Below are 20,170 nucleotides of genomic sequence, written 5' to 3'. Positions count from 1 at the left end.
TGAATTATGAATTATGAATTATGAATTCATTCTGTAAAAGCCTGCCTCAACACCGGATTTTGAATTGAGAAATATGAATGAGCCGCTCGATCAGCTAAACGGAATTCATAATTCATAATTTAAAATTCATAATTCCAAAGAATTTGGACCACGTTGCCCTTTTCACCGAAACCAGCCGGGCGTGCAGCAAGCTGATAACCCAGCGCTACAGCACCTCCTTCACGCTGGGCATCCGCACGCTCGATAAGCGGTTTCACCTGCCGGTGTACTCGGTATATGGTTTTGTGCGCTGGGCCGACGAAATCGTGGACACGTTTCATGCCCACGATAAGGCCGCGCTGTTTGCCGATTTCGAGCGTCAGACCTACGAGGCCCTCGACAAGCGCATCAGCCTGAACCCGGTGCTGCACGCCTTTCAGGATGTGGTGCATCAGTACGGTATCGACCGGGAGTTTATTGCGGCCTTCCTGTATAGCATGGAGATGGACCTCGACGACCGCAGCTACGACCAATCGTTGTACAGCAAGTACATCTATGGCTCGGCCGAGGTAGTGGGGCTTATGTGCCTGCGCATCTTCTGCGAGGGCGACCAGCAGCAGTTCGAGCGGCTGCGCGAGCCGGCCCGGCGGCTGGGCTCGGCGTTCCAGAAAATCAATTTCCTGCGCGACATCCGTTCCGATTACGAGGAGCGGGGCCGGGTGTATTTTCCGGGCGTGCAGTACGAGCACTTTACCGAAGCCGTGAAGCGCGACATTGAGGCCGATATCCGGGCCGATTTTGAGGCTGGCTACGCGGGCATTGTGCAGCTGCCGCGGGCGGCCCGGCTGGGCGTGTACCTGGCCTATGTGTACTACCTGAAGCTATTCCACAAAATCCGGCAGCTGCCCGCGGCCCACATTCAGCAGCAGCGGGTGCGGGTGCCCACCAACACCAAGCTGCTGCTGCTGCTGGGCTCGTGGCTGCGCTACCGGATGGCCCGGGTGTAAGGCGGTTTGGGCCGGAAGTGCGCTGAATTTCGGTATTTGGCGTCATAATTGAAGCTCAGCGGGCCGTAACTTGCCGCCGCGCAGCTCCAGTTCCTGCCCCCGCCTTTCCCCATGCCGTGCTTAAATACCTGTTTCTTACCTTCTTCCTGACTTTTTCCACGCTCGTGTCGACCGAAGCCAACCCCTACACCCTGCCCAAGCTCCGCCAGCAGTACCAGCAGGCAGCCGCCAGCAAAGAAGCCGGCGAGAAATTTCATAAGCTGATGAGCGCCTACACCAAGCAGGACGCGGTGGTGCTGGCCTACAAAGCGGCCGCCGAGGCCATCCGGGCCCGCGACGCCTCCATGTTCAACAAGCTTACCTACGTGCAGCAGGCCAGCAAGCAGTTCGAGCAGGCCGTGAGCATCGACGCCAACAACCCCGAAGTGCGGTTTCTGCGCCTGAGCGTGGAAAGCAACCTGCCCGCTTTCCTGGGCCTGAGCCAGCACGTGGACGACGACCGCCAGTTTCTGCTCAAAACCCTGCTCAACCACCCCAACTCGGGCCTCGATGCCGAATCGTTCGGGCTGGTGCGCGACTTCCTGGTTGCCCGTGGCCACGTTTCGGACGCCGAAGCGCAAAAGCTGGCCCGGTTATAGTTCCGTTTCCGCCAGCCCGCGGAATTATTTTGGCTCCGTAATGCCTGCTGGTGTTGCGGGGCCCTTTTTTATGGCCCCGGCTTTTCGCGCTTCTTGCTATTTTGTCGCTTATGAAATCTGCTTTATTATTTGTTCTGGTGTTGCTGCTCGGCGGTGGTAGCGCCTTCGCACAGCAAATTCTGCTGAAAGGCCGCGTGCTTGATGAGAAAAACCAGCCCGTGCCCTATGCCGGCGTGGGCGTGCTGGGCTCTGAAGTGGGAACGGCCACCAACGAAGCCGGCGAGTTTCTGCTACGGGTGCCGCGGCTGCCCCAGCAGCTCACGGTCAACAGCCTGGGCTTCGAGCCCACCATTCTCAACCTCAACGCCAAAATGGCGGCCGCCCCGATTGAAATCCGCCTTAAAAGCAGCCTGGTGGCCCTGCCCGAGGTGCGGGTGCGCAACCCCGGCCAGATTGCGGCCGAACTGGTGCAGCGCGCCAGTGCCAAGCTGGCCCGGCACCAGCGCGAAAGCCTGTACGGGCAGGCCTTCTACCGCCAGAAACAGCGCCACAACGGCCGCTACACCGAATTTATGGATGCCTTCTACGATGTGCGCTTTACAGCGGAGGGCATCAGCGGCTGGCAGCTCACGCAGGCCCGCTACGGGCAGGTGAGCGAAGAAACGGGCGTGGAGATGATGAACTTCTCGGCCGCCATGCGCCTGATTCCGGTGTACGACCCCAAGCCCAGCCCGCGCACGGTGGCCGTGCCGCTGGGGCCGCGCGCAACCGGGCAGTTTGCGTTTCAGCTGCGCGAAATCCTGCGCAACGAGTCGGGCGAGGTAGCCGTCATCGATTTTCGGCCCCGCCCCGAGCTGGGTCAGTCGGCGCTGAGCGGGACGCTCTACCTCGACATGGCAACGGCCTCCCTGCGCCGCGTGGAAAGCCAGGTGCCCATTGCCGACCTGATGGCGCTGCAGTTTGGCGAAGGCACCAGCCTCGACTCGCAGAGCATGCGCCTGACGGCTGATTTCGTGCCCTATCAGGATTCGCTCAGCCAGCTGCGGGCCATCCGCGCCGAGCAGCGCATCGTGCTGCGCTACAACGGCCGCCCCGACACGACTACCGTGAGTGGCAATCTGTTCTTCTACCGCTACGCCAAAGGGGCCAACACCAAGGGCTACAAAAGCACCGGCGTGAATTACAACGACCTGCGGCAGGCCCGCAAAGGACCCTACGAGCCCGAGTTCTGGCGCGACCGGGAAGTGCTGCGCGCCTCGCCGGCCGAAGAGCGCGTCATTCGCGACATGGAGCAGCAGCAGGCTTTCGGCACGTACTAGGCAAAAAGCCCGCACAACGCAGGTACGGGCTTTTTGCTGAATATGAGCTATCTTCCGCTAGCCGTAACCTTCCGGGCTACTTCCGGGTTACTGCTTCGCTATGCCGCATCACCTAAGTGTCCGTATCGACCCCAACTCGGGCTTTTGCTTTGGCGTTATCTACGCTATTCAGATGGCCGAAGACCTGCTCGATGAGCAGGGGTACCTGTATTGCCTGGGCGACATTGTGCACAACGACGAGGAAGTGGAGCGCCTGGAGCGGCGCGGCCTGCGCATCATCGATTACGAGCAGCTGGCCGGTCTGCGCCGCGAGGCCGTGCTGATCCGGGCCCACGGCGAGCCGCCGAGCACGTACCAGATGGCCATGGAAAACGAGCTGACCCTCATCGACGCCTCGTGCCCGGTGGTGCTCAAGCTCCAGAACCGCATCAAAACCAGCTACGACAAACAGGACCGCATCTTCATCTATGGCAAGCACGGCCACGCCGAGGTGCGCGGCCTGCTGGGCCAGACCAGCGGCAACGCCGTGGTTTTCGAAAGCCTGGAGGAGCTGTTGAGCCACGAGCTGCCGCCCCGCCTCACCCTCTACAGCCAGACCACCAAAAGCACCGACTCGTTTTACCGCATCAAAAACGAGCTGACGGAGCGCGGCTACGAGGTAAATGCCAATGACACTATCTGCCGCCAGGTGAGCAACCGCGACAAAGACCTGCGCCGCTTCGCGGCCCAGTACGACCAGGTAGTGTTTGTGTCGGGTACCAAAAGCTCCAACGGCAAGGTGCTCTACCAGGTCTGCAAGGACACCAACCCGGCCACCCATTTCATTTCCAAGCTCGACGACCTCGACTACGGCCGGTTTGCGCCGGGCCAGAGCGTGGGCATCTGCGGGGCTACCAGTACCCCGATGTGGCAGATGGAGCAGGTGCGCGACGCGCTGCTGGCATTGTAAATGAGTGACCCGGTGAATGAGTGAATGAACGCATGCGTGAGTTAACCCAGCCCGTTACGGAAACGGCCGCTTCTGGCCCTGAGAGTCCTGCCAGGGGCCGGCCGGGGCGGATACGGCCCGCGCCACTGCAGGGCCGGGGCGTACTGGCGGCGGGGCTGGTGCTGGTCTGCTGGGCGGCCTTGCTCACGTTTCTGCTGGCCTTTTACCAGCCCGACTGGGGCACGCCCTGGCCCTACCTGCTGGCACTGCTACAAACCCACCTGTATACCGGTCTGTTCATTACGGCCCACGATGCCATGCACGGCGTGGTGAGCGAGAACAAGCGCCTCAACAACGCCATTGGCACGCTGGCGGCGGGGCTGTTTGCCTTCAACTGGTTTCCGGGCATGCTGGCCAAGCACCACGCTCACCACCGCCACGTGGCCACCGAGCACGACCCTGACTTTCACGACGGCCGCCACCCGGGCTTTTTGCCCTGGTTCGTGCGCTTCGCCTGGAACTACGTAACCGTGTGGCAGGTGCTGCTGATGGCAGCTACCTACAACGTGCTCAAGCTGTGGTTCCCGCAGGCTAATGTCATTGCTTTCTGGATGCTGCCGGCCGTGCTGGGTACCTTCCAGCTCTTTTACTTTGGCACTTACCTGCCCCACCGCGGCGAGCACGAAGCCGACAATGCGCACAAGTCGCGCAGCCAGTTCCGCCACCACCTCTGGGCCTTCGTGAGTTGCTACTTTTTCGGCTACCACTACGAGCACCACGACCAGCCCTACCTGCCCTGGTGGCGGCTCTGGAAAGCGAAGGCCTAATTCCGCCGGATAAGTGTAGTGTTCACAATTTGCTCGGTTACCCGCTCGCGGTACGTCTGGCCCAGCGGCAGGGCGTGGCCGGCCACTTTCACTTCCAGGGAGCTCATCGAATCAATGCGGTCAGCGTTGACGAGGTAGGAGCGGTGAGTGCGCACAAACAGGCCGGCGGGCAGCTGCTGCTCCAGGTTTTTAAGGTTGACCAGTGTCAGGTGGGTCTGGCCGTCGGCGGTATTGATTTTGGTGAAGTCTTTCAGCGCCTCAATGTAGAGCACCTCGCGGTAGTGCAGGCGCACGAACTGGGCATCGGTGCGGATGAAGAACGAGCCCCAGGCCGCCGCATTGGGCAACAACTCCGCCGGGTGGGGCTGGCCGCGCAGCAGGCTGGCCACTTTATTCACGGCCTTCAGAAACCGGTCGAGCGAAATAGGCTTGAGCAGGAAATCAATTACATCGAGGTTGAATCCCTCCATGGCATACTCCGGGTGGGCCGTCATGAGCACAACCAGCGGCGGCTGGTGCAACGACTTCACCAGGTCGATGCCACTGAGGTGTGGCATGGTAATGTCGGAGAACAGCACCTGCACCGGGTTTTCGAGCAGGTAGCGGTGGGCTTCCAGCGGATCGGTGAAAGCGGCTTTCACCTCCAGCATGTTCGTCATAGTGGCATAAGCCCGTAGCAGCTCCAACACCAGCGGGTCGTCGTCGAGGAGCAGGCAGGATATCTTCATGAAGAGGATGCGTAGCTGAAGTAGGTGGGTAATATAGCCGGATTAAATCAGACTATTTTGATAGTCATTGAAAATATAGCAGTTTCGTCTGGTATTTAAGCCGGTTGGTATACTATTTATTCTGCTTGCTATACTATTAGCACCTCTCACAAGCGGCACTTTCGCAACGCAAAAAGTCCGGTGGCGGGCAGCATCCTCAGTAAAGGGACCCTGCCTGCCACCGGACTTTTCACGTCATCCGAAGGGCCGGAAGCTGCCGGGTAACGAAACGGTTCCGACCCGGCTACTCCCTGAATCTGTCGGGAAGCTTAGTGAACGGCGTTGGTTTTCTTGCAGCACTCGGGCAGCCGCTCGTAGGCCTTCTCGTCGGCCAGCTGGTCGTTGGCATCGTAGCCGGTTTTCTGCACGGCCGACGTGAGGGCGGCGGCGCTGGTTTTATCGGGGCGGAAGGTTACGGTCAGCATTTGCGTAGGCACGTCGAGCGTGGCCTGCTGCACGCCTTTCTCGTAGGCCATGGCCTTTTCGAGACGGGCTTTGCACATGTCGCACACGGCCGAGGTTTTCAGCTGCACCGTTTCGGTAGCCGGGCCTTTGGTTTTGGTCTTGGCGGTTTGGGCGAAAGCGCCGCTGGAAATCATCAGCAGGCCGGCAAGCAGGAAAGAAGGGAAGAATTTCATAGTAGTACAACAGTTGTAAAAGTGAAAAAAGTGCGTCTTCAGGCAAGAAACCAGCAAACTATGGCAGCGTGAAGCGCATGCCCAGGTAGCTCATGCGCCCGTACACCGGGCCCCACACCATGGCCGCATCGAAAGTCGGGCCAAACGGCGCGGCGGCGCCCTGAATGGGGTTGCGCTGGCGGTAATTAGTCAGGTTCTCCACGCCGGCGTACACTTCCCAGCGCTTGAACGCCCGCGTGATTTGGGTGTTGAGCAAGGCGTAGCGGGGGCTGAAAACCGGCCCCTGCTCAGCCGTGCCGGGCTCGGGAGCCAGGGGGCGCTGCCCGTAGCCCTGCACCGTGAGGTCGGCGCGCCACTTGTCGAAGGCCGTGGCGTAGGCCAGGTTCAGGAACAGGCGGTGGCGGGGCACCAGCACTTTGGGCAGCAACTCACTACCGTAAGTGGTCTGCACGTCGAGGTACTTGTAGGCCGCCTTGGCCTGCAGGCCCTTCACGGGCTCCACCTGCACTTCGGCCAGAAAACTGCGCGAGAAGCTGCGGCCGCCGGGGGCCAGGTTGCCAATCAGCAGCTGGTCGGGGGCGGTGTAGGAATCGACTACTACCTGGTTCTGGAACTCGGTGTGGTAGTAATCGGCCACCAGCGTGCCCTGCCGGCCGAAGGCGTTGAAGTACTGCGTGGCCGAGCCGCCCAGGCTCCAGGCTTTTTCGGGCCGCAAATCGGGGCTGATGGCGAAGTCGCGGGAGCTGACGAACATGCCCGCGTTTTCGGCCAGCGGATTGGCCACCCGCAGGCCCCGGCCGGCGGCCAGGCGCAGCACCGTGTTCTTGGCCGGGTCGTACTTCACGTTCAGCCGGGGCGTCAGCAGCCAGCCGTACAGGTTGTGCCGGTCGAGGCGCAGGCCACCGACCACCGTCAGGTTGCTGGCGTTCTGGTAAGTGTACTCGCCGAACGCGCCCGGCACCTGCTCGCGGCGGCGGCGCTCCAGCAGGGTAGGGGCCTGGGTACTGGGGTTGTAGGTTTCGCGGTAGTCGTCGTACACGTAGCTCAGGCCGGTGCGGTAGGTGTGGGCCGTGGTGCCGATGATGCTCTGAAACAGCAGCGTGGCCATGCCCGTGCGCTGGCGGCCGTCGTAGTCGCGGCGGCCGTAGCGGGAGGTGAAGTCGTGGTCGGTGCCCGAGAGCAGCAGCCCCAGACTCTGGTAGGGCCGGCCGTTCCAGGCGTAGCTGGTTTTGGCGTAACCGGTGTAGCGGTTGGTTTCCTGGGTGATGCCGTAGTACGTACTGTCGGCTACCTCGTGTTTCCGGAAGCCGACCTGCCCGCCCTGGCGGGTTTCACGCAAGGCCCCCAGGCCGATTTCCGTCACGAAGCCGTTGCCCGAGTTGTACTTCCACTTATTGAACGCGTTGAACTGGGTGGCGCGGGGCAAATCCAGAAAGCCGTCGTCGTTGCGGTCGATGCGGCCGCCCAGGTGGTCGGTGTGCAGCAACAGGGCCGTGCTCAGCTTGGGCGTCAGGCGGTGGGCCAGGTTCAGGTTGACGTCGAATTTGCCCATGTCGTTGACGTAGGCATTGAAGTGCAGGCGGTCGGTTTTTTCGGGGTCCTTGAGGTGAATATTCACCTGGCCGGCAATGCTTTCGTAGCCGTTCACCACCGAGCCCATGCCCTTGATAATATCGATGCCCTCAATCCAGGGCCCCGCCAGATAGCCCAGGCGGTAGGGCGTGGCCAGGCCGCGCAGGGCCGGCAGGTTTTCCACCGTCAGCAGCGTGTAGGCCCCATCGAGGCCCAGCAGCTGAATCTGCTTGGCCCCCGACACGGCGTCGGAGGTCGAAACTTCGACCGAGGCGTTGGTTTCGAAGCTCTCGGCCAGGTTGCAGCAGGCCGATTTGGTTAGGTCGCGGCTGGTGATAACCTGGGTGTTGGTGGGCGTGAGGCCCGAATACGCCAGGGCGCGGGCTTCCACCGTTACCCCGCCCAGCTCGGCGGAGCGTTGCAGCGGTACGCGCAGGTAGCGCGCCCCCTCAGCCCGCACGGTATCGGCCGCATAGCCCAGGAAGTTGATGATGAGCCGGTTGTCGGTGCCGGCGGGACGCACCAGCGAGAAGCCGCCCTGCTCATCAGTAGTAGCGGCCCCAGCGGGGTTGCTCAGCCAGCGCACCACGGCGCCGGGAATCGGTGATTTTGAGCCAGCGTCGAGCACCTGCCCGCGCACGGGGGCTACGGAGGCGTCGGGCGTTTGGGCCTGCACGGCGGTGGCGCTCAGCACGAAGCCGGCCAGTGCCAAAGCCCGGCGAAGCCGGATAGAGGAGTCCATAAAAGTCAGTGGTTTAGCGTTTTCCAGAAATGACGCCGGCCCAATCGGGCACGACGAAGAGGGCGGCCGAACACGGCCGCCACCGGAAAAACGCTAAACGACCAGTACGCCCACCCGCGTGAGCAGCGCCCGCCCGCCCAGCGGCGGCGGCGACGAATCGGCGGCGTACCAGCGCGCGGCGGGCTGGTGCAGCGTGGCGGCTTTAAAAGCCGGGAACGGGGCCGCGGGCCAGGCGGGCAGCAGGGCCGGGGCGGGCACTTTCACCAGGCCCAGCTGGGCCGATGCGGTGTCGAGCTTATGAAAATCGGCCCCAAACTCGCAGCACGATTTGGTCAGGTGGGCTTTGCCATCCTGGTGCAAGCCGGCGGCCACCGGCGTTGGGGGGCAGCCGTGGCGGGCCGACTGGAAAATAATGTCGGTGGTGCGCTGCCCGCTCTGGCGGCACAGGTGCTGCTGCACCGCCAGGCCCACCGAGGAGGTGAGCACCAGCAGGGCCAGCCAGACACTGAAGAGCCGATGGAGAAGCGGGCGTTTCATAAGCAACGGCAAAGGTAGGCAATGCCGCCCGGACGCCCGGTGCGGAATTGCCGGCGGGGTGTTCAGGATTAAGGCTTTGCTCTCGGTCGTTCCGGCGTGCCACCCCACCCCCTAGCCCCCTCCCCTCCGGGAGAGGGGGAACTAGCTTTATTTTTCTATACCTAGCCATAAAGCTGGAAATTAATTCTCCCTCTCCCGGAGGGGAGGGGGCTAGGGGGTGGGGTGCGATGTAAGGAATACTGTAGTCATTTCCTCCCTGGTTGTGTACTTTTGACTTTCTCCAAAAACCCGCCGTGCCCGACTACGCCAACGATACCGCCTACCACCGCCCCGTGATGCTGCGCGAGTGCCTCGACGCCCTCGACCTGCAGCCCGGAGGCCGCTACGTGGACGTGACGTTCGGCGGCGGCGGCCACTCGGCCCGGATTCTGGAGCGCCTGCAGAGCCCCGGCCACCTCTACAGCTTCGACCAGGATGCCGACGCCGAGGCCGAAGCTGCCCGGCTGGCCCGGCCCGAATTCACCTTCATCCGCGCCAACTTCCGCCACCTGTTCCAGGAGCTCGACCAGCGCGGCGTGCTGCCCGTTGATGGCCTGCTGGCCGATTTGGGTGTCTCGTCGCACCAGTTCGACACGCCCGAGCGGGGCTTCAGCACCCGCTTCGACGGGCCGCTGGACATGCGCATGGACCCTGATGGCCCCGATTCCTCGGCTGCCGACCTCATCAACGACTATTCGGAGGCCGAGCTGCACCGCATTTTTGGCATGTATGGCGAGGTAACCAACGCCCGCACGCTGGCTGCTACGGTGGTTTCGGCGCGGCGCGGGCAGGCCATTACCACCATTGCAGGCCTCAAGAAAGCCATTGCCCCCTGCACGCCGCGGGGCAAGGAGAACAAGTACCTGGCCCAGGTTTTCCAGGCCCTGCGCATCGAGGCCAACGACGAAATGGCCGCCCTGCGCGACATGCTGGAGCAAACGGCCCGCGTGCTGCGTCCCGGCGGCCGGCTGGTGGTGATGAGCTACCACTCGCTCGAAGACCGGCTGGTGAAGAACTTCCTGGCCAAGGGTAAATTCTTCGGCGAGGCTGATAAAGACCTGTTCGGCCGCACCGATTTGCCTTTCGAGGTCGTTACCCGCAAGCCCATCGAGGCCTCGCCCGAAGAAGTGGCCCTCAACAGCCGTGCGCGTTCGGCAAAGCTGCGCATCGCAATTAAAAAGTAAAGCAATGTCCGCCAATACCGTTCGTCCTGCCAGCACCCCGCCCCGCGCCAACGTGCCCCGCGCCGTGGAGCCGGAGCCGGTGCGCCCGCCGGTGGCCGCTGATCCGGAGCCGGAAGCGGCCCCGGAACCCGCGCCCCGGCCGGTGCGGGCGGCGCGGCCGGTAGCCGAAAAGCGGAGCTCGTGGAGCGTGTTTTCGCTGCTCGAACGCGCCACGCGCATGGACGGGCTGTTTCGGGAAGGATTGCCGGTGCGGCTGCTGCCGCATCTGCTGTTCATCATGTTTCTGGTGCTGCTCTACATCGGCAACACGCACTATGCCACCCGCATGAACCGCAGCATTCAGAAGCTCAAGCTGGAAACCGAGGATTTGCGGGCCGACTACACCACGCTTAAGTCTGACTATATGGAGGCCAGCAAGCAGAGCGAAGTGGCCCGCCGGGTGGCCGCCTACGGGCTGGTGGAAAGCTCCTCGCCGCCCTTCCGTATTGCCGTGCCCGCCGGCGGCCTCAACGAGGCCAAGCTGGACCTCATGCCCGTGCTCACCACCGACTCGGTGGCCGCCATGACCGCCCGCGCCCGTGCTGACTCGCTACGCCGGGCCGTGGGCCCCGCCCTGGGCGGCGACACGGTGGAAGTGGGGGCCCCGCCCGTGCCCATCGGCACCGACCTCAATGGCGAGCCGGCCCCGGCCGCCGCTTCATCCAACCGAGCTGCAACCCGTCGCGATGAAAGGAAACGTTAAGAAAAGCATTGTTACCCGCGTGCGGCTGGCCTTTTTGGGGGTCTGCCTGTTTTCGGCGGCCATCGTGTGGCGCATCACCCACATCCAGTTCACCGAAGGTGCCAAATGGAGCGCCCTGGAGCAGGAGCGCCGGGTGATTTACCAGCCGGTATTTGCCACCCGCGGTAATATTTACTCTGATAACGAGAGTATTATGGCCACCTCGCTGCCTTTCTACCGGGTGGCCTGGGACCCGAGCGTGGTGAACGAGGCGCTGTTCAACCAGAAGGTCGATTCGCTGGCCGGGCTGCTGGCTGGCTTCTTTGGCGACCGGACCAAGCAGGAATACTACCGCCGGCTCAAGAACGCCCACGACCCCAAGCGGGGCGTGCGCTACATCCGGCTTAACTCGCGGCAAATCAACTTCCAGGAGAAGAAGGAGCTGGCTGCCTGGCCGATTTTCCGGGAGGGCAAAAACCGGGGCGGGGTGATATTTGAGAAGATTGACAAGCGGTTCCGGCCCTTCGGGGGGCTGGCCCAGCGCACGATTGGCTTTTTGAACGAGGACAAGAATGGGGCGGGCCTGGAGTTCACCTTCAACCGCCACCTGGCCGGCCGCGACGGCGAGGCCCTATTCGAGCGGCTGCCCGGCGGCAACAAGCCCATCTACGATGGCACCGAGGTGAAGCCCCAGCCGGGCTACGACGTGAAAACGACGCTTGACATCAACCTGCAGGACATGGCCGAAAGTGCCCTGTACAAGTCGCTGGTGCAGAATAACGCCCAGTACGGCACCGTGATTCTGATGGAGGTGAAAACCGGCCACATCAAGGCCGTGGCCAACCTGGGCAAGGTGGCCGAGGGCGTGTACCGCGAAAACTACAACTACGCCATTGCCGACCAGGGCCGCACCGAGCCGGGCTCCACCTTCAAGCTGGCCTCGATGATGGCCGCCTTCGAGGAAAACCCCGATTTGCAGCTCACCGACACGATAAACACGGGCCGCGGGGCGATGAAGATTGGCGGGGCCGTGAAAACCGATTCGCACCCCTACGGCCGCATTTCGCTGCAGCAGGTGTTCGAAAAATCGTCGAACATTGGCGTAGCCTTGCTCACCGAGCGCACGTTCAGCAAGAACCCCGAGCAATACACCAACCACCTCAAGCACTTCGGCCTCGATAAGCCGCTGGGCTTCCAGATGTCGGGCGAGGCGCGGCCCTACATCAAGGACCCCAACGACCGGAGCTGGAGCCGGACCTCGCTGAGTACGATGAGCATCGGCTACGAGCTGAAGCTGGCCCCGCTGCAAACCCTGGCTTTCTACAACGCCGTGGCCAACGGAGGCACGAAGATGCAGCCCATGATTGTGAGCGAAATCAAGCAGGCCGACAAGGTGATTGAGCGGTTCGAGCCGGTGGTGCTCATTCCCAAAATCTGCTCCGAGGAAACCCTGCAGAAGGTGCGTACGATGATGGAGGGCGTGGTGGAGCACGGCACGGCCCGGAGCATCCGCACGACCGACTACCTGATTGCGGGCAAAACCGGCACGGCCTGGAAGTTCAAGAACGGCGCCTACACCCGCACGTATTCCACTAGCTTCTGCGGCTACTTCCCGGCCGACAAGCCCAAGTACAGCTGCATCGTGGTGGTCGATTCGCCCCGCAACGGCCGCATTTACGGCGGCGACGTGGCCGCGCCGGTGTTCCGTGAGCTGGCCGACAAGGCCATGGCCCGCGATGCGGCCTCCGAGCGGCCCCTGCTGGCCCGCGCTCCGGTGCGTCGCTCGCCGGTGCCGCTGGTAAAAGCCGGCCTGCAGGACGAGCTGACGATGATGTTCGGCCAGCTGGGCGTGCGCCACGAGGGCGCCGGCGCCACCGACGACTGGGTGCGCACCTCCCGCGCCGACTCGCAGGCCGCCGATGTGCAGCTGCGCCCCATGCCGCTGCGCCCCGGCCGGGTACCCAACGTGGAAGGCCTGACGCTGCGCGACGCCCTGTTCCTGCTCGAAAACCGCGGCCTGCGGGTGCGCACCAGCGGTACGGGCCGGGTAACGAGCCAGTCGGTGGCCGCCGGCACGCCCGCCAGGCGCGGCACCACGGTGCTGCTGACGCTGGAGCCCATTGGCATGAAAGCCCAGCCCCTAGCGGTGGTGGCCACCACGCCTTAATTTGTATTGATGGCTGGTTCGTTGGGCGGTGGATAGACGCACCATTTTGCGTCTGTTCGTTGAACAGCGGCACCGGACGTGCAACGTCAGCAACGCTGAGACGCAAAATGGTGCGTCTCGACACCGTTCATTACCCTCTGCCAAACCGCTGCTTAAAACCAACTTTGAAAAATCTCCAGCAACTTCTCGCCGCCGCCACCGTGCTCGACCAGCGCGGGCCTACTAACCTGACAATAACTGCTCTCACCCTCGACTCGCGGCAGGCAGGACCGGGAACGGTGTTTTTCGCGTTGCGCGGCACGGCTACCGATGGCCACCAGTTTATTGCTAAAGCCGTGGAACAGGGGGCGGCGGTTGTGGTGTGCGAGGAGCTGCCAGCCGAGCTGAACCCGGCCACGAGCTACGTGCAAGTAGCCGATTCGGCGGAGGCCATGGCCTGGATGGCGGCCGAGTTCTACGGGCATCCATCCAAGAAAATGCAGCTGGTGGGCATTACGGGCACTAATGGCAAAACCACCTGCGCCACCATGCTGCACAAGCTGTTTCGGGAGCTGGGCTACCACTGCGGGCTGCTGAGCACGGTGCAGAACCAGATTGATGAGCAGGTGATACCCAGCACCCACACTACGCCCGACGCCATCCGCCTCAACGAGCTGCTGGCCGACATGCTGCGCGCCGGCTGCACCCACGTGTTCATGGAGGTCAGCTCGCACGCCGTGGTGCAGCACCGCGTAACGGGCCTGCATTTTACGGGCGGCGTGTTCACCAACCTCAGCCACGACCACCTCGACTACCACGGTACGTTCGACAACTACTTGAAGGCCAAGAAGAAATTCTTCGACGACCTGCCCAAATCGGCCTTCGCCCTGAGCAACGCCGACGACAAGCGCGGGGCCGTGATGCAACAGAACGTAAAAGGCCGCCGCGAGCAGTACTCGTTGCGGGGCCACGGCGAGTTCCGGGCCCGGCTGCTGGAAAACGCGGTACACGGCCTGCATCTCGAACTAGAGGGCCGCGAGGTGCAGTTCCGGCTCATTGGCGTGTTCAATGCCTACAACCTGCTGGCCATCTACGGCACGGCCGTGCTGCTGGGCGAAGACCCCACGGAGGTGCTCACGGTGCTGTCGGGCCTGACTTCGGCGCCCGGCCGCTTCGAGCCGGTGGTGTCGGGCAAGGCGCGCATCACGGGCATCGTCGATTATGCCCACACGCCCGACGCGCTGGAAAACGTGCTCCAGACCCTGGCCGATATTCGCCAGCCCAGCCAGCAGATTATCACCGTGGTGGGCTGCGGCGGCAACCGCGACGGGGCCAAGCGCCCCGAAATGGCCCGCCTGGCCGCCGTGCTTTCCGAGCGCGCCGTGCTGACATCCGACAACCCGCGCTTCGAGGACCCCAACGACATTCTGGCCCAGATGCAGACCGGCGTACCGGTTACGGCGCTGGGCAAAGTCCTCACCATTGCCGACCGGCGCGAGGCCATTAAAACCGCCGTAGCCCTGGCCCAGCCCGGCGATATTGTGCTGGTAGCCGGCAAAGGCCACGAAACCTACCAGGAAATCAAGGGCGTCAAGAACGATTTCGATGATAAGCAGGTGCTGACGGAGATGTTTGAGCTGCTGGGCAAGTAGTAGGGGTAATGGGCAACCGCCTGTCATCCTGAGCATGTGGCGCTTGGAGCAAGGACGCAGGACCTATATAGAGGGTATCTATTGATATTGCCTTCTGCATAGGTCCTGCGTCCTTGCTCCAAGCGCCACATGCTCAGGATGACAGGCAGGTTTGTCTTATCAGTTTCAAAAACTCAGCAATAACCACCAAACCCTACGCCCTACAATTTACCTTTGCGCTTCAACCTGCCTGCCGACCACCGCGCCCATGCTGTACTACCTGTTCAATTACCTTTATAAAGTACACCACATTCCGGGTACCGGCGTGATGCAGTACAGCTCGTTCCGGGCGGCGCTGGCCATCGTTTCGTCGCTGATTATTGCGCAGTATTTCGGCGCGCCGCTGATTCGGCTGCTGCAGCGCCAGCAGATTGGCGAAACCATCCGCGACCTGGGTTTGCAGGGGCAGGCCGAGAAGAAAGGTACGCCTACGATGGGCGGGCTCATCATTCTGCTGGCCATTCTGGTGCCCGTGCTGCTATTTGCCAAGCTCGACAATATCTACGTGATTCTGATGCTGCTCAGCACCGTGTGGCTGGGCCTGATTGGCTTCGTGGATGACTATATTAAGGTAGTAAAGAAGGACAAGGAAGGGCTGGCCGGGCGCTTCAAAATTCTGGGGCAGGTGGGCCTGGGCCTCACGGTGGGCTGGGTGCTGTTTTTCAGCAACGACGTGACGGTGCGCCAGTACGTGCTGCCCAACGGCTCGTTCTCGGCCGTCGATGCCAGCAGCGTGTACCAGGACGTGAAGCTGATGATTACCACCGTGCCCTTCATCAAGAACAACGAGCTCAACTACGGCGACCTGTTCGCCACGGCGGGCGACTTTTTCAACGAGTATTACGCCTTCTTCTACATTCCCATCGTCATCATCATCATCACGGCCGTCAGCAACGGGGCCAACATCACCGACGGCCTCGACGGGCTGGCGGCGGGTACTTCGGCCATTATCGGCACTACGCTGGCCATTTTCGCCTTCGTGAGCGGCAACGCCCTGCTGGCCGACTACCTCGACGTGATGTTCATTCCGAACTCGGGCGAGCTGGTTATCTTCTGCGCGGCCTTTGTGGGAGCCTGCGTGGGCTTTCTGTGGTATAATAGCTACCCGGCCCAGGTATTTATGGGCGACACCGGCTCGCTGGCTATCGGCGGCATTATTGCCGTGCTGGCCCTCATCGTCCGCAAGGAGCTGCTGATTCCGGTGCTCTGCGGCGTGTTCCTGATTGAAAACCTGTCGGTGATTGTGCAGGTGAGCTACTTTAAGTACACCAAGCGCAAATACGGCGAGGGCCGGCGGCTGCTGCGCATGTCGCCACTGCACCACCACTACCAGAAACTCGGCTACCACGAGTCCAAAATCGTGTCACGCTTCTGGATTGTGGGCATCATGCTGGCCGTACTGACTTTGGTAACATTAAAACTGCGCTAATTAGGAGAGGTGAGATGATGAGACATGAGAAGTGAGACTTTCGGTTACCGGCCAATACGGCCCTGGTAGCTTCTCTTTACCATAATCGTTTATCTCACTTCTGACTTCAAATATCTCATGTCTAAGAAAATCATAATTCTGGGAGCCGGCGAGAGTGGGGTAGGGGCGGCGTTGCTGGCCCAGGCCAAGGGCCACACCGTATTCGTGTCCGACCAAAGCCCGATTCAGCCCAAGTACCAGGACAAGCTGCGCAACGCCAATATCCGGTTCGAGGAGGGCGGGCACACGCTGGAAGAAATCCTGACCGCTGATGAGGTAGTGAAAAGCCCTGGCATCCCGGAGAAAGCGGCCGTCATTCAGGCGTTGCGTAAGAAGGGCACGCCCATCATTTCTGAAATCGAGCTGGCCGGGCGCTACACCCGCGCCAAGTGCATTGCCATTACGGGCACCAACGGCAAAACCACCACCACGCTGCTCACCTACCACCTGCTGAAGGAAAGCGGCCTGAGTGTGGGGCTGGCCGGCAACGTGGGCTTTTCGCTGGCCGAGCAGGTTATCGAGGATCAGCACGACTACTACGTGCTGGAGCTAAGCTCCTTCCAGCTCGACGATACCTACGATTTCCAGCCCTGGGTGTCGGTGCTGCTCAACATCACCCCCGACCACCTCGACCGCTACGAGTACTCGCTCGAAAAGTACGCTAAAGCCAAGCTGCGCATCACCCGGCGCCAGGACAGCAGCAACTTCTTCATCTACAACGCCGACGACGAAACCATCCAGCGCTACTACCCCGGCGCGCTGCGGCCGGTGCGCCAGCTGCCCTTCAGCCTGCACCACCGCCCCGATTTTCATCTGGCCGGCTACTACACTGAGGAAGACGAGGTGTGCGTGGATTTGCTGCCCGGTTTTTACAGTCAGGCCGAGGAAATCAGTACGGCGGCCTCGCCGCTTATTGGCCAGCACAACCGCCAGAACACCCTGGCCGCCATTCTCTGCGCCCGCACCGCCGGCCTGGAGGCCCCCCAGATTGAAGCCGCACTGGCCACCTTCCGCAACGCCGACCACCGCCTGCAACTGGTGGGCGAGCTAAACGGCGTGCGCTTTATCAACGACAGCAAGGCCACCAACGTGGAGGCCGCCTGGTACGCCCTCGACGGCATCAAGGCCCCGATTATCTGGATTGTGGGCGGCACCGACAAGGGCAACGACTACCGCAGCCTGCTGCCGCTGGCCGAAAGCCGCGTAAAAGCGCTAATTTGCCTGGGCCTCGACAACGAAAAGCTCAAAGCCAGCTTCGGCGCCGTGGTGCCGCAGCTCGAAGAAACCCGCAGCATGGCCACCGCCGTGCAGCGGGCCGCCGCCCTCGCCGCCCCCGGCGACGTGGTGCTGCTTTCGCCCGCCTGCGCCTCCTTCGACCTCTTCCAGAACTACGAGGACCGCGGCCGGCAGTTTGCGGCCGCGGTGGCCGGCTTAGCGCCCGGTGCCTAGCCGGCGGCGCGTGGTTGCGGGTTGGCAGAAGTAAGAGTATCCTGCTCGCCGTCCTGACCCGCGCGAACGAGAAAAAATCAGTGTAATCACCCTAATCAACGACAATCAGTGATTAATAACTGGCTCCGCAAAAACCTCAAGGGCGACCCTATTTTGTGGGGCATCGTGCTGCTGTTTTCGCTGATTTCTATTGCCGTGGTGTACTCGGCTACGGGTACGCTGGCGTATAAGAGCCGGGGCGGCAACACCGAGTATTTCCTCTTCAAGCACACCAGCCTGATTGTGCTGGGCCTGCTGTTCATGTGGCTGGCGCACCGCATCGACTACCGTCACTACTCGCGCATCTCACTTTATGCCCTGCTGGCCTCGGTGCCGCTGCTCATCTTCACCTTCGTGATGGGCTCGACGCTCAACGAGGCCTCGCGCTGGCTTACCATCCCGGTCATCAACCAGACCTTCCAGCCCTCCGACCTGGCTAAGCTGGCCCTGATTACGCACCTGGCCTCCATGCTCAGCCGCCGCCAGCAGCACGTCGGCGACTTTAAAACCACGCTGCTGCCCGTGATGCTGTGGGTGGGCGTGATTTGCGGCCTGATTATTCTCTCCAACGCCTCCACGGCGCTGCTGCTGTTCGTCACCTGCCTACTGCTGATGTTTATCGGGCGGGTGCCGCTCAAGCAAATGGCCGTGATGGTGGCCATCGGCGTGGTGGTGGGCGGCGTGGGCCTGGCCGCCGGTCAGCGCTGGAAAACCGTACAGTCGCGCATCGAGAGCTTCACCGACAAGAGCAAGCCGGTGCCGTTCCAGCTCGAGCACGCCTACATTGCCGAGGCCACCGGCGGCTTGTTCGGCAAGGGGCCCGGCAAAAGCACCGAGCGCAACATCATGCCCCACCCATACTCCGACTTCATCTACGCCATTATTATTGAGGAGTATGGCCTGTTCGGGGGCGTAGTCGTGCTGTTCCTGTACCTGGCCTTTTTATATCGGGGGCTGAAAACGGTGATGAACAGCGCGGGTGCCTTCGGGGGGCTGCTCTCGGCGGGGCTTACGTTCAGTCTGGTGTTGCAGGCCATGGTGAACATGGGCGTGGCCGTGGGCCTGGGTCCGATTACGGGCCTGCCGCTGCCGCTGCTGAGCATGGGCGGTACCTCGCTCATCTTCACTGGCATCAGCATCGGCATCATCCTGGCCGTAAGCCGCGGCGAGCGGGAAATCCGCCCCATGGTGGGCGAGCCCGCCGACACGGCCCGCATCCCGAAAGTGGCTCTCTCCTGACCTGTCTTTTGAGCTGTTAGCTGATGGCTGTTAGCTGTTCGCTTTCGTTCAAATACCAGTTGGCGGTCAAGAGCTAACAGCCATCAGCTAACAGCTATCAGCTCAAAAAGAATGAAACTTATCATCAGCGGCGGCGGCACCGGGGGGCACATTTTTCCGGCCGTGGCCATTGCCAACGAAGTACGCCGCCGGTTCCCGGAGGCCGAAATCCTGTTTGTGGGGGCCAATGGCCGTATGGAAATGACCCGCGTGCCCGAGGCGGGCTACGAAATTATCGGCCTCGACATTACCGGTTTGCAGCGCAGCCTGACGCCCAAAAACCTGCTGTTTCCGATCAGGGTGATGCGGGCGGTGCGCAAGGCGGGCAAAATCATTGAGAAGTTCCGGCCCGATGTGGTGGTGGGCGTGGGCGGCTACGCCTCGGCCCCGGTGCTGCTGGCCGCTACTTCGCGCGCCATTCCGGCCCTTATTCAGGAGCAAAACTCGTATGCCGGCCTCGTAAACAAGCTGCTGGCGCGGCGGGTGCAGCGCATCTGCGTGGCCTACGAGGGCATGGAGAAGTTCTTCCCCCAAGAGCGCCTGACACTGACCGGCAACCCCGTGCGCACCGAAATTGCCGCCGGCCAGCGCGCCGAGGCGCTGGCTTTCTTCGGCCTCGATGCCGCCCGGCCGGTGCTGCTCGTGATTGGCGGCAGCCTGGGGGCGCGCACGCTCAACCAGGCCACGGCCGCCGCGCTGCCGCGCCTGCGCGAAGCAGGGGTACAGCTGCTCTGGCAGACGGGCAAGCTCTACTTCCCCGAAGCTCAGCAGCAGGCCGCCGCCTACCAGGCCAATAATCTGCAAGCCCTGGAGTTTATCCGGCGCATGGACCTGGCCTACGCCGCCGCCGATGTGGTAGTGAGCCGGGCGGGGGCCCTGTCGGTGTCGGAGCTGTGCCTGACGGGCAAGCCCAGCATCCTGGTGCCCTCGCCCAACGTGGCCGAAGACCACCAGACCAAAAACGCCTTGGCCCTTACCACCAAAGACGCCGCCCTGCTCGTGCGCGATGCGGAGGCCGCCACCATCCTCTACAACGAAGCCCTGGCCCTGCTTCAGAACCCGGCCCGGCAGCAGCAGCTTGCGGCCAACATCCGGCAGCTGGCCCGGCCCCAGGCCACGGCTACTATCGTGGATGAATTATTGAAACTGATTCCGAACGGGTAATGAAGGCAGACTTTTGCTCCACAACCTCTTTTCAGAC

At 62.3% G+C, this 20,170-nt stretch carries 17 protein-coding genes; 13 read left to right on the top strand and 4 right to left on the bottom strand.

All coding sequences use genetic code 11. The features are described from left to right. Nucleotides 1–143: 143 nt before the first annotated feature. From BMY67_RS11310 to BMY67_RS11290, 5 genes are all read left to right on the top strand, one after another. Nucleotides 144–986: a phytoene/squalene synthase family protein gene (locus BMY67_RS11310; RefSeq protein ID WP_092771488.1), complete on the top strand. Its 843-nt coding sequence runs from the start codon at nt 144–146 to the stop codon at nt 984–986. A 116-nt stretch (nt 987–1,102) separates the two neighbouring features. Next, entirely contained in the window at nt 1,103–1,624 is a 522-nt protein-coding gene (locus BMY67_RS11305; RefSeq protein WP_092771486.1) for a hypothetical protein, read from the top strand. A gap of 110 nt (nt 1,625–1,734) precedes the next feature. Continuing rightward, nucleotides 1,735–2,943 carry a carboxypeptidase-like regulatory domain-containing protein gene (locus BMY67_RS11300; protein ID WP_092771484.1) on the top strand — a complete coding sequence of 403 codons (1,209 nt, stop codon included), beginning with the start codon at nt 1,735–1,737 and terminating at the stop codon, nt 2,941–2,943. Nucleotides 2,944–3,043: 100 nt separating this feature from the next. Further along, on the top strand, nt 3,044–3,892 hold the full coding sequence (locus tag BMY67_RS11295) for a 4-hydroxy-3-methylbut-2-enyl diphosphate reductase (RefSeq protein WP_092771482.1): 849 nt from the start codon (nt 3,044–3,046) through the stop codon (nt 3,890–3,892). A 110-nt stretch (nt 3,893–4,002) separates the two neighbouring features. Continuing rightward, entirely contained in the window at nt 4,003–4,698 is a 696-nt protein-coding gene (locus tag BMY67_RS11290; RefSeq protein ID WP_092771707.1) for a fatty acid desaturase, read from the top strand. Here BMY67_RS11290 and BMY67_RS11285 read toward each other — a convergent pair. From BMY67_RS11285 to BMY67_RS11270, 4 genes are all read right to left on the bottom strand, one after another. Continuing rightward, nucleotides 4,695–5,426, bottom strand: a complete 732-nt coding sequence (locus BMY67_RS11285) for a LytR/AlgR family response regulator transcription factor (RefSeq protein ID WP_092771480.1) — start codon at nt 5,424–5,426, stop codon at nt 4,695–4,697. The genes BMY67_RS11290 and BMY67_RS11285 overlap by 4 nt on opposite strands. A 308-nt stretch (nt 5,427–5,734) precedes the next feature. Then, entirely contained in the window at nt 5,735–6,103 is a 369-nt protein-coding gene (locus BMY67_RS11280) for a heavy-metal-associated domain-containing protein (RefSeq protein WP_092771478.1), read from the bottom strand. Nucleotides 6,104–6,161: 58 nt separating this feature from the next. Then, nucleotides 6,162–8,417: a TonB-dependent receptor gene (locus BMY67_RS11275; RefSeq protein WP_092771476.1), complete on the bottom strand. Its 2,256-nt coding sequence runs from the start codon at nt 8,415–8,417 to the stop codon at nt 6,162–6,164. A 93-nt stretch (nt 8,418–8,510) separates the two neighbouring features. Further along, the gene (locus tag BMY67_RS11270) at nt 8,511–8,954 is read right to left on the bottom strand and encodes an HYC_CC_PP family protein (protein ID WP_092771474.1); all 444 of its coding nucleotides are present in this window, start codon (nt 8,952–8,954) and stop codon (nt 8,511–8,513) included. A gap of 293 nt (nt 8,955–9,247) precedes the next feature. Here BMY67_RS11270 and rsmH point away from each other — a divergent pair, with 293 nt between their 5' ends. The 8 genes from rsmH to murG all read left to right on the top strand — a co-directional run bounded on the left by rsmH (nt 9,248) and on the right by murG (nt 20,133). Continuing rightward, complete coding sequence (gene rsmH / locus BMY67_RS11265; RefSeq protein ID WP_092771705.1) at nt 9,248–10,177, top strand: 16S rRNA (cytosine(1402)-N(4))-methyltransferase RsmH; 930 nt, start codon at nt 9,248–9,250, stop codon at nt 10,175–10,177. A 4-nt stretch (nt 10,178–10,181) separates the two neighbouring features. Continuing rightward, a complete protein-coding gene (locus BMY67_RS19340) occupies nt 10,182–10,919 on the top strand; it encodes an FtsL-like putative cell division protein (RefSeq protein WP_177189792.1) in 738 nt (245 codons plus the stop codon). Then, on the top strand, nt 10,903–13,065 hold the full coding sequence (locus BMY67_RS11255; RefSeq protein WP_092771472.1) for a penicillin-binding protein: 2,163 nt from the start codon (nt 10,903–10,905) through the stop codon (nt 13,063–13,065). Before BMY67_RS19340 ends, BMY67_RS11255 begins: the two co-directional genes overlap by 17 nt. Nucleotides 13,066–13,229: 164 nt before the next feature. Then, entirely contained in the window at nt 13,230–14,696 is a 1,467-nt protein-coding gene (locus tag BMY67_RS11250; RefSeq protein WP_092771470.1) for a UDP-N-acetylmuramoyl-L-alanyl-D-glutamate--2,6-diaminopimelate ligase, read from the top strand. A 247-nt stretch (nt 14,697–14,943) separates the two neighbouring features. Next, on the top strand, nt 14,944–16,164 hold the full coding sequence (gene mraY, locus BMY67_RS11245) for a phospho-N-acetylmuramoyl-pentapeptide-transferase (RefSeq protein WP_092771468.1): 1,221 nt from the start codon (nt 14,944–14,946) through the stop codon (nt 16,162–16,164). A gap of 117 nt (nt 16,165–16,281) precedes the next feature. Then, a complete protein-coding gene (gene murD / locus BMY67_RS11240; RefSeq protein ID WP_092771465.1) occupies nt 16,282–17,652 on the top strand; it encodes a UDP-N-acetylmuramoyl-L-alanine--D-glutamate ligase in 1,371 nt (456 codons plus the stop codon). Nucleotides 17,653–17,760: 108 nt separating this feature from the next. Beyond that, nucleotides 17,761–18,930 (top strand): FtsW/RodA/SpoVE family cell cycle protein, encoded by a 1,170-nt coding sequence (locus BMY67_RS11235; protein ID WP_092771463.1) that lies wholly within the window; start codon nt 17,761–17,763, stop codon nt 18,928–18,930. 111 nt (nt 18,931–19,041) lie between these two features. Beyond that, nucleotides 19,042–20,133: an undecaprenyldiphospho-muramoylpentapeptide beta-N-acetylglucosaminyltransferase gene (murG, locus tag BMY67_RS11230; protein WP_092771461.1), complete on the top strand. Its 1,092-nt coding sequence runs from the start codon at nt 19,042–19,044 to the stop codon at nt 20,131–20,133. Nucleotides 20,134–20,170 lie beyond the last annotated feature (37 nt).

This window comes from Hymenobacter actinosclerus (assembly GCF_900111515.1).
GTDB lineage: Bacteria > Bacteroidota > Bacteroidia > Cytophagales > Hymenobacteraceae > Hymenobacter > Hymenobacter actinosclerus.
This window is presented reverse-complemented; position numbering and strand designations above follow the sequence as displayed.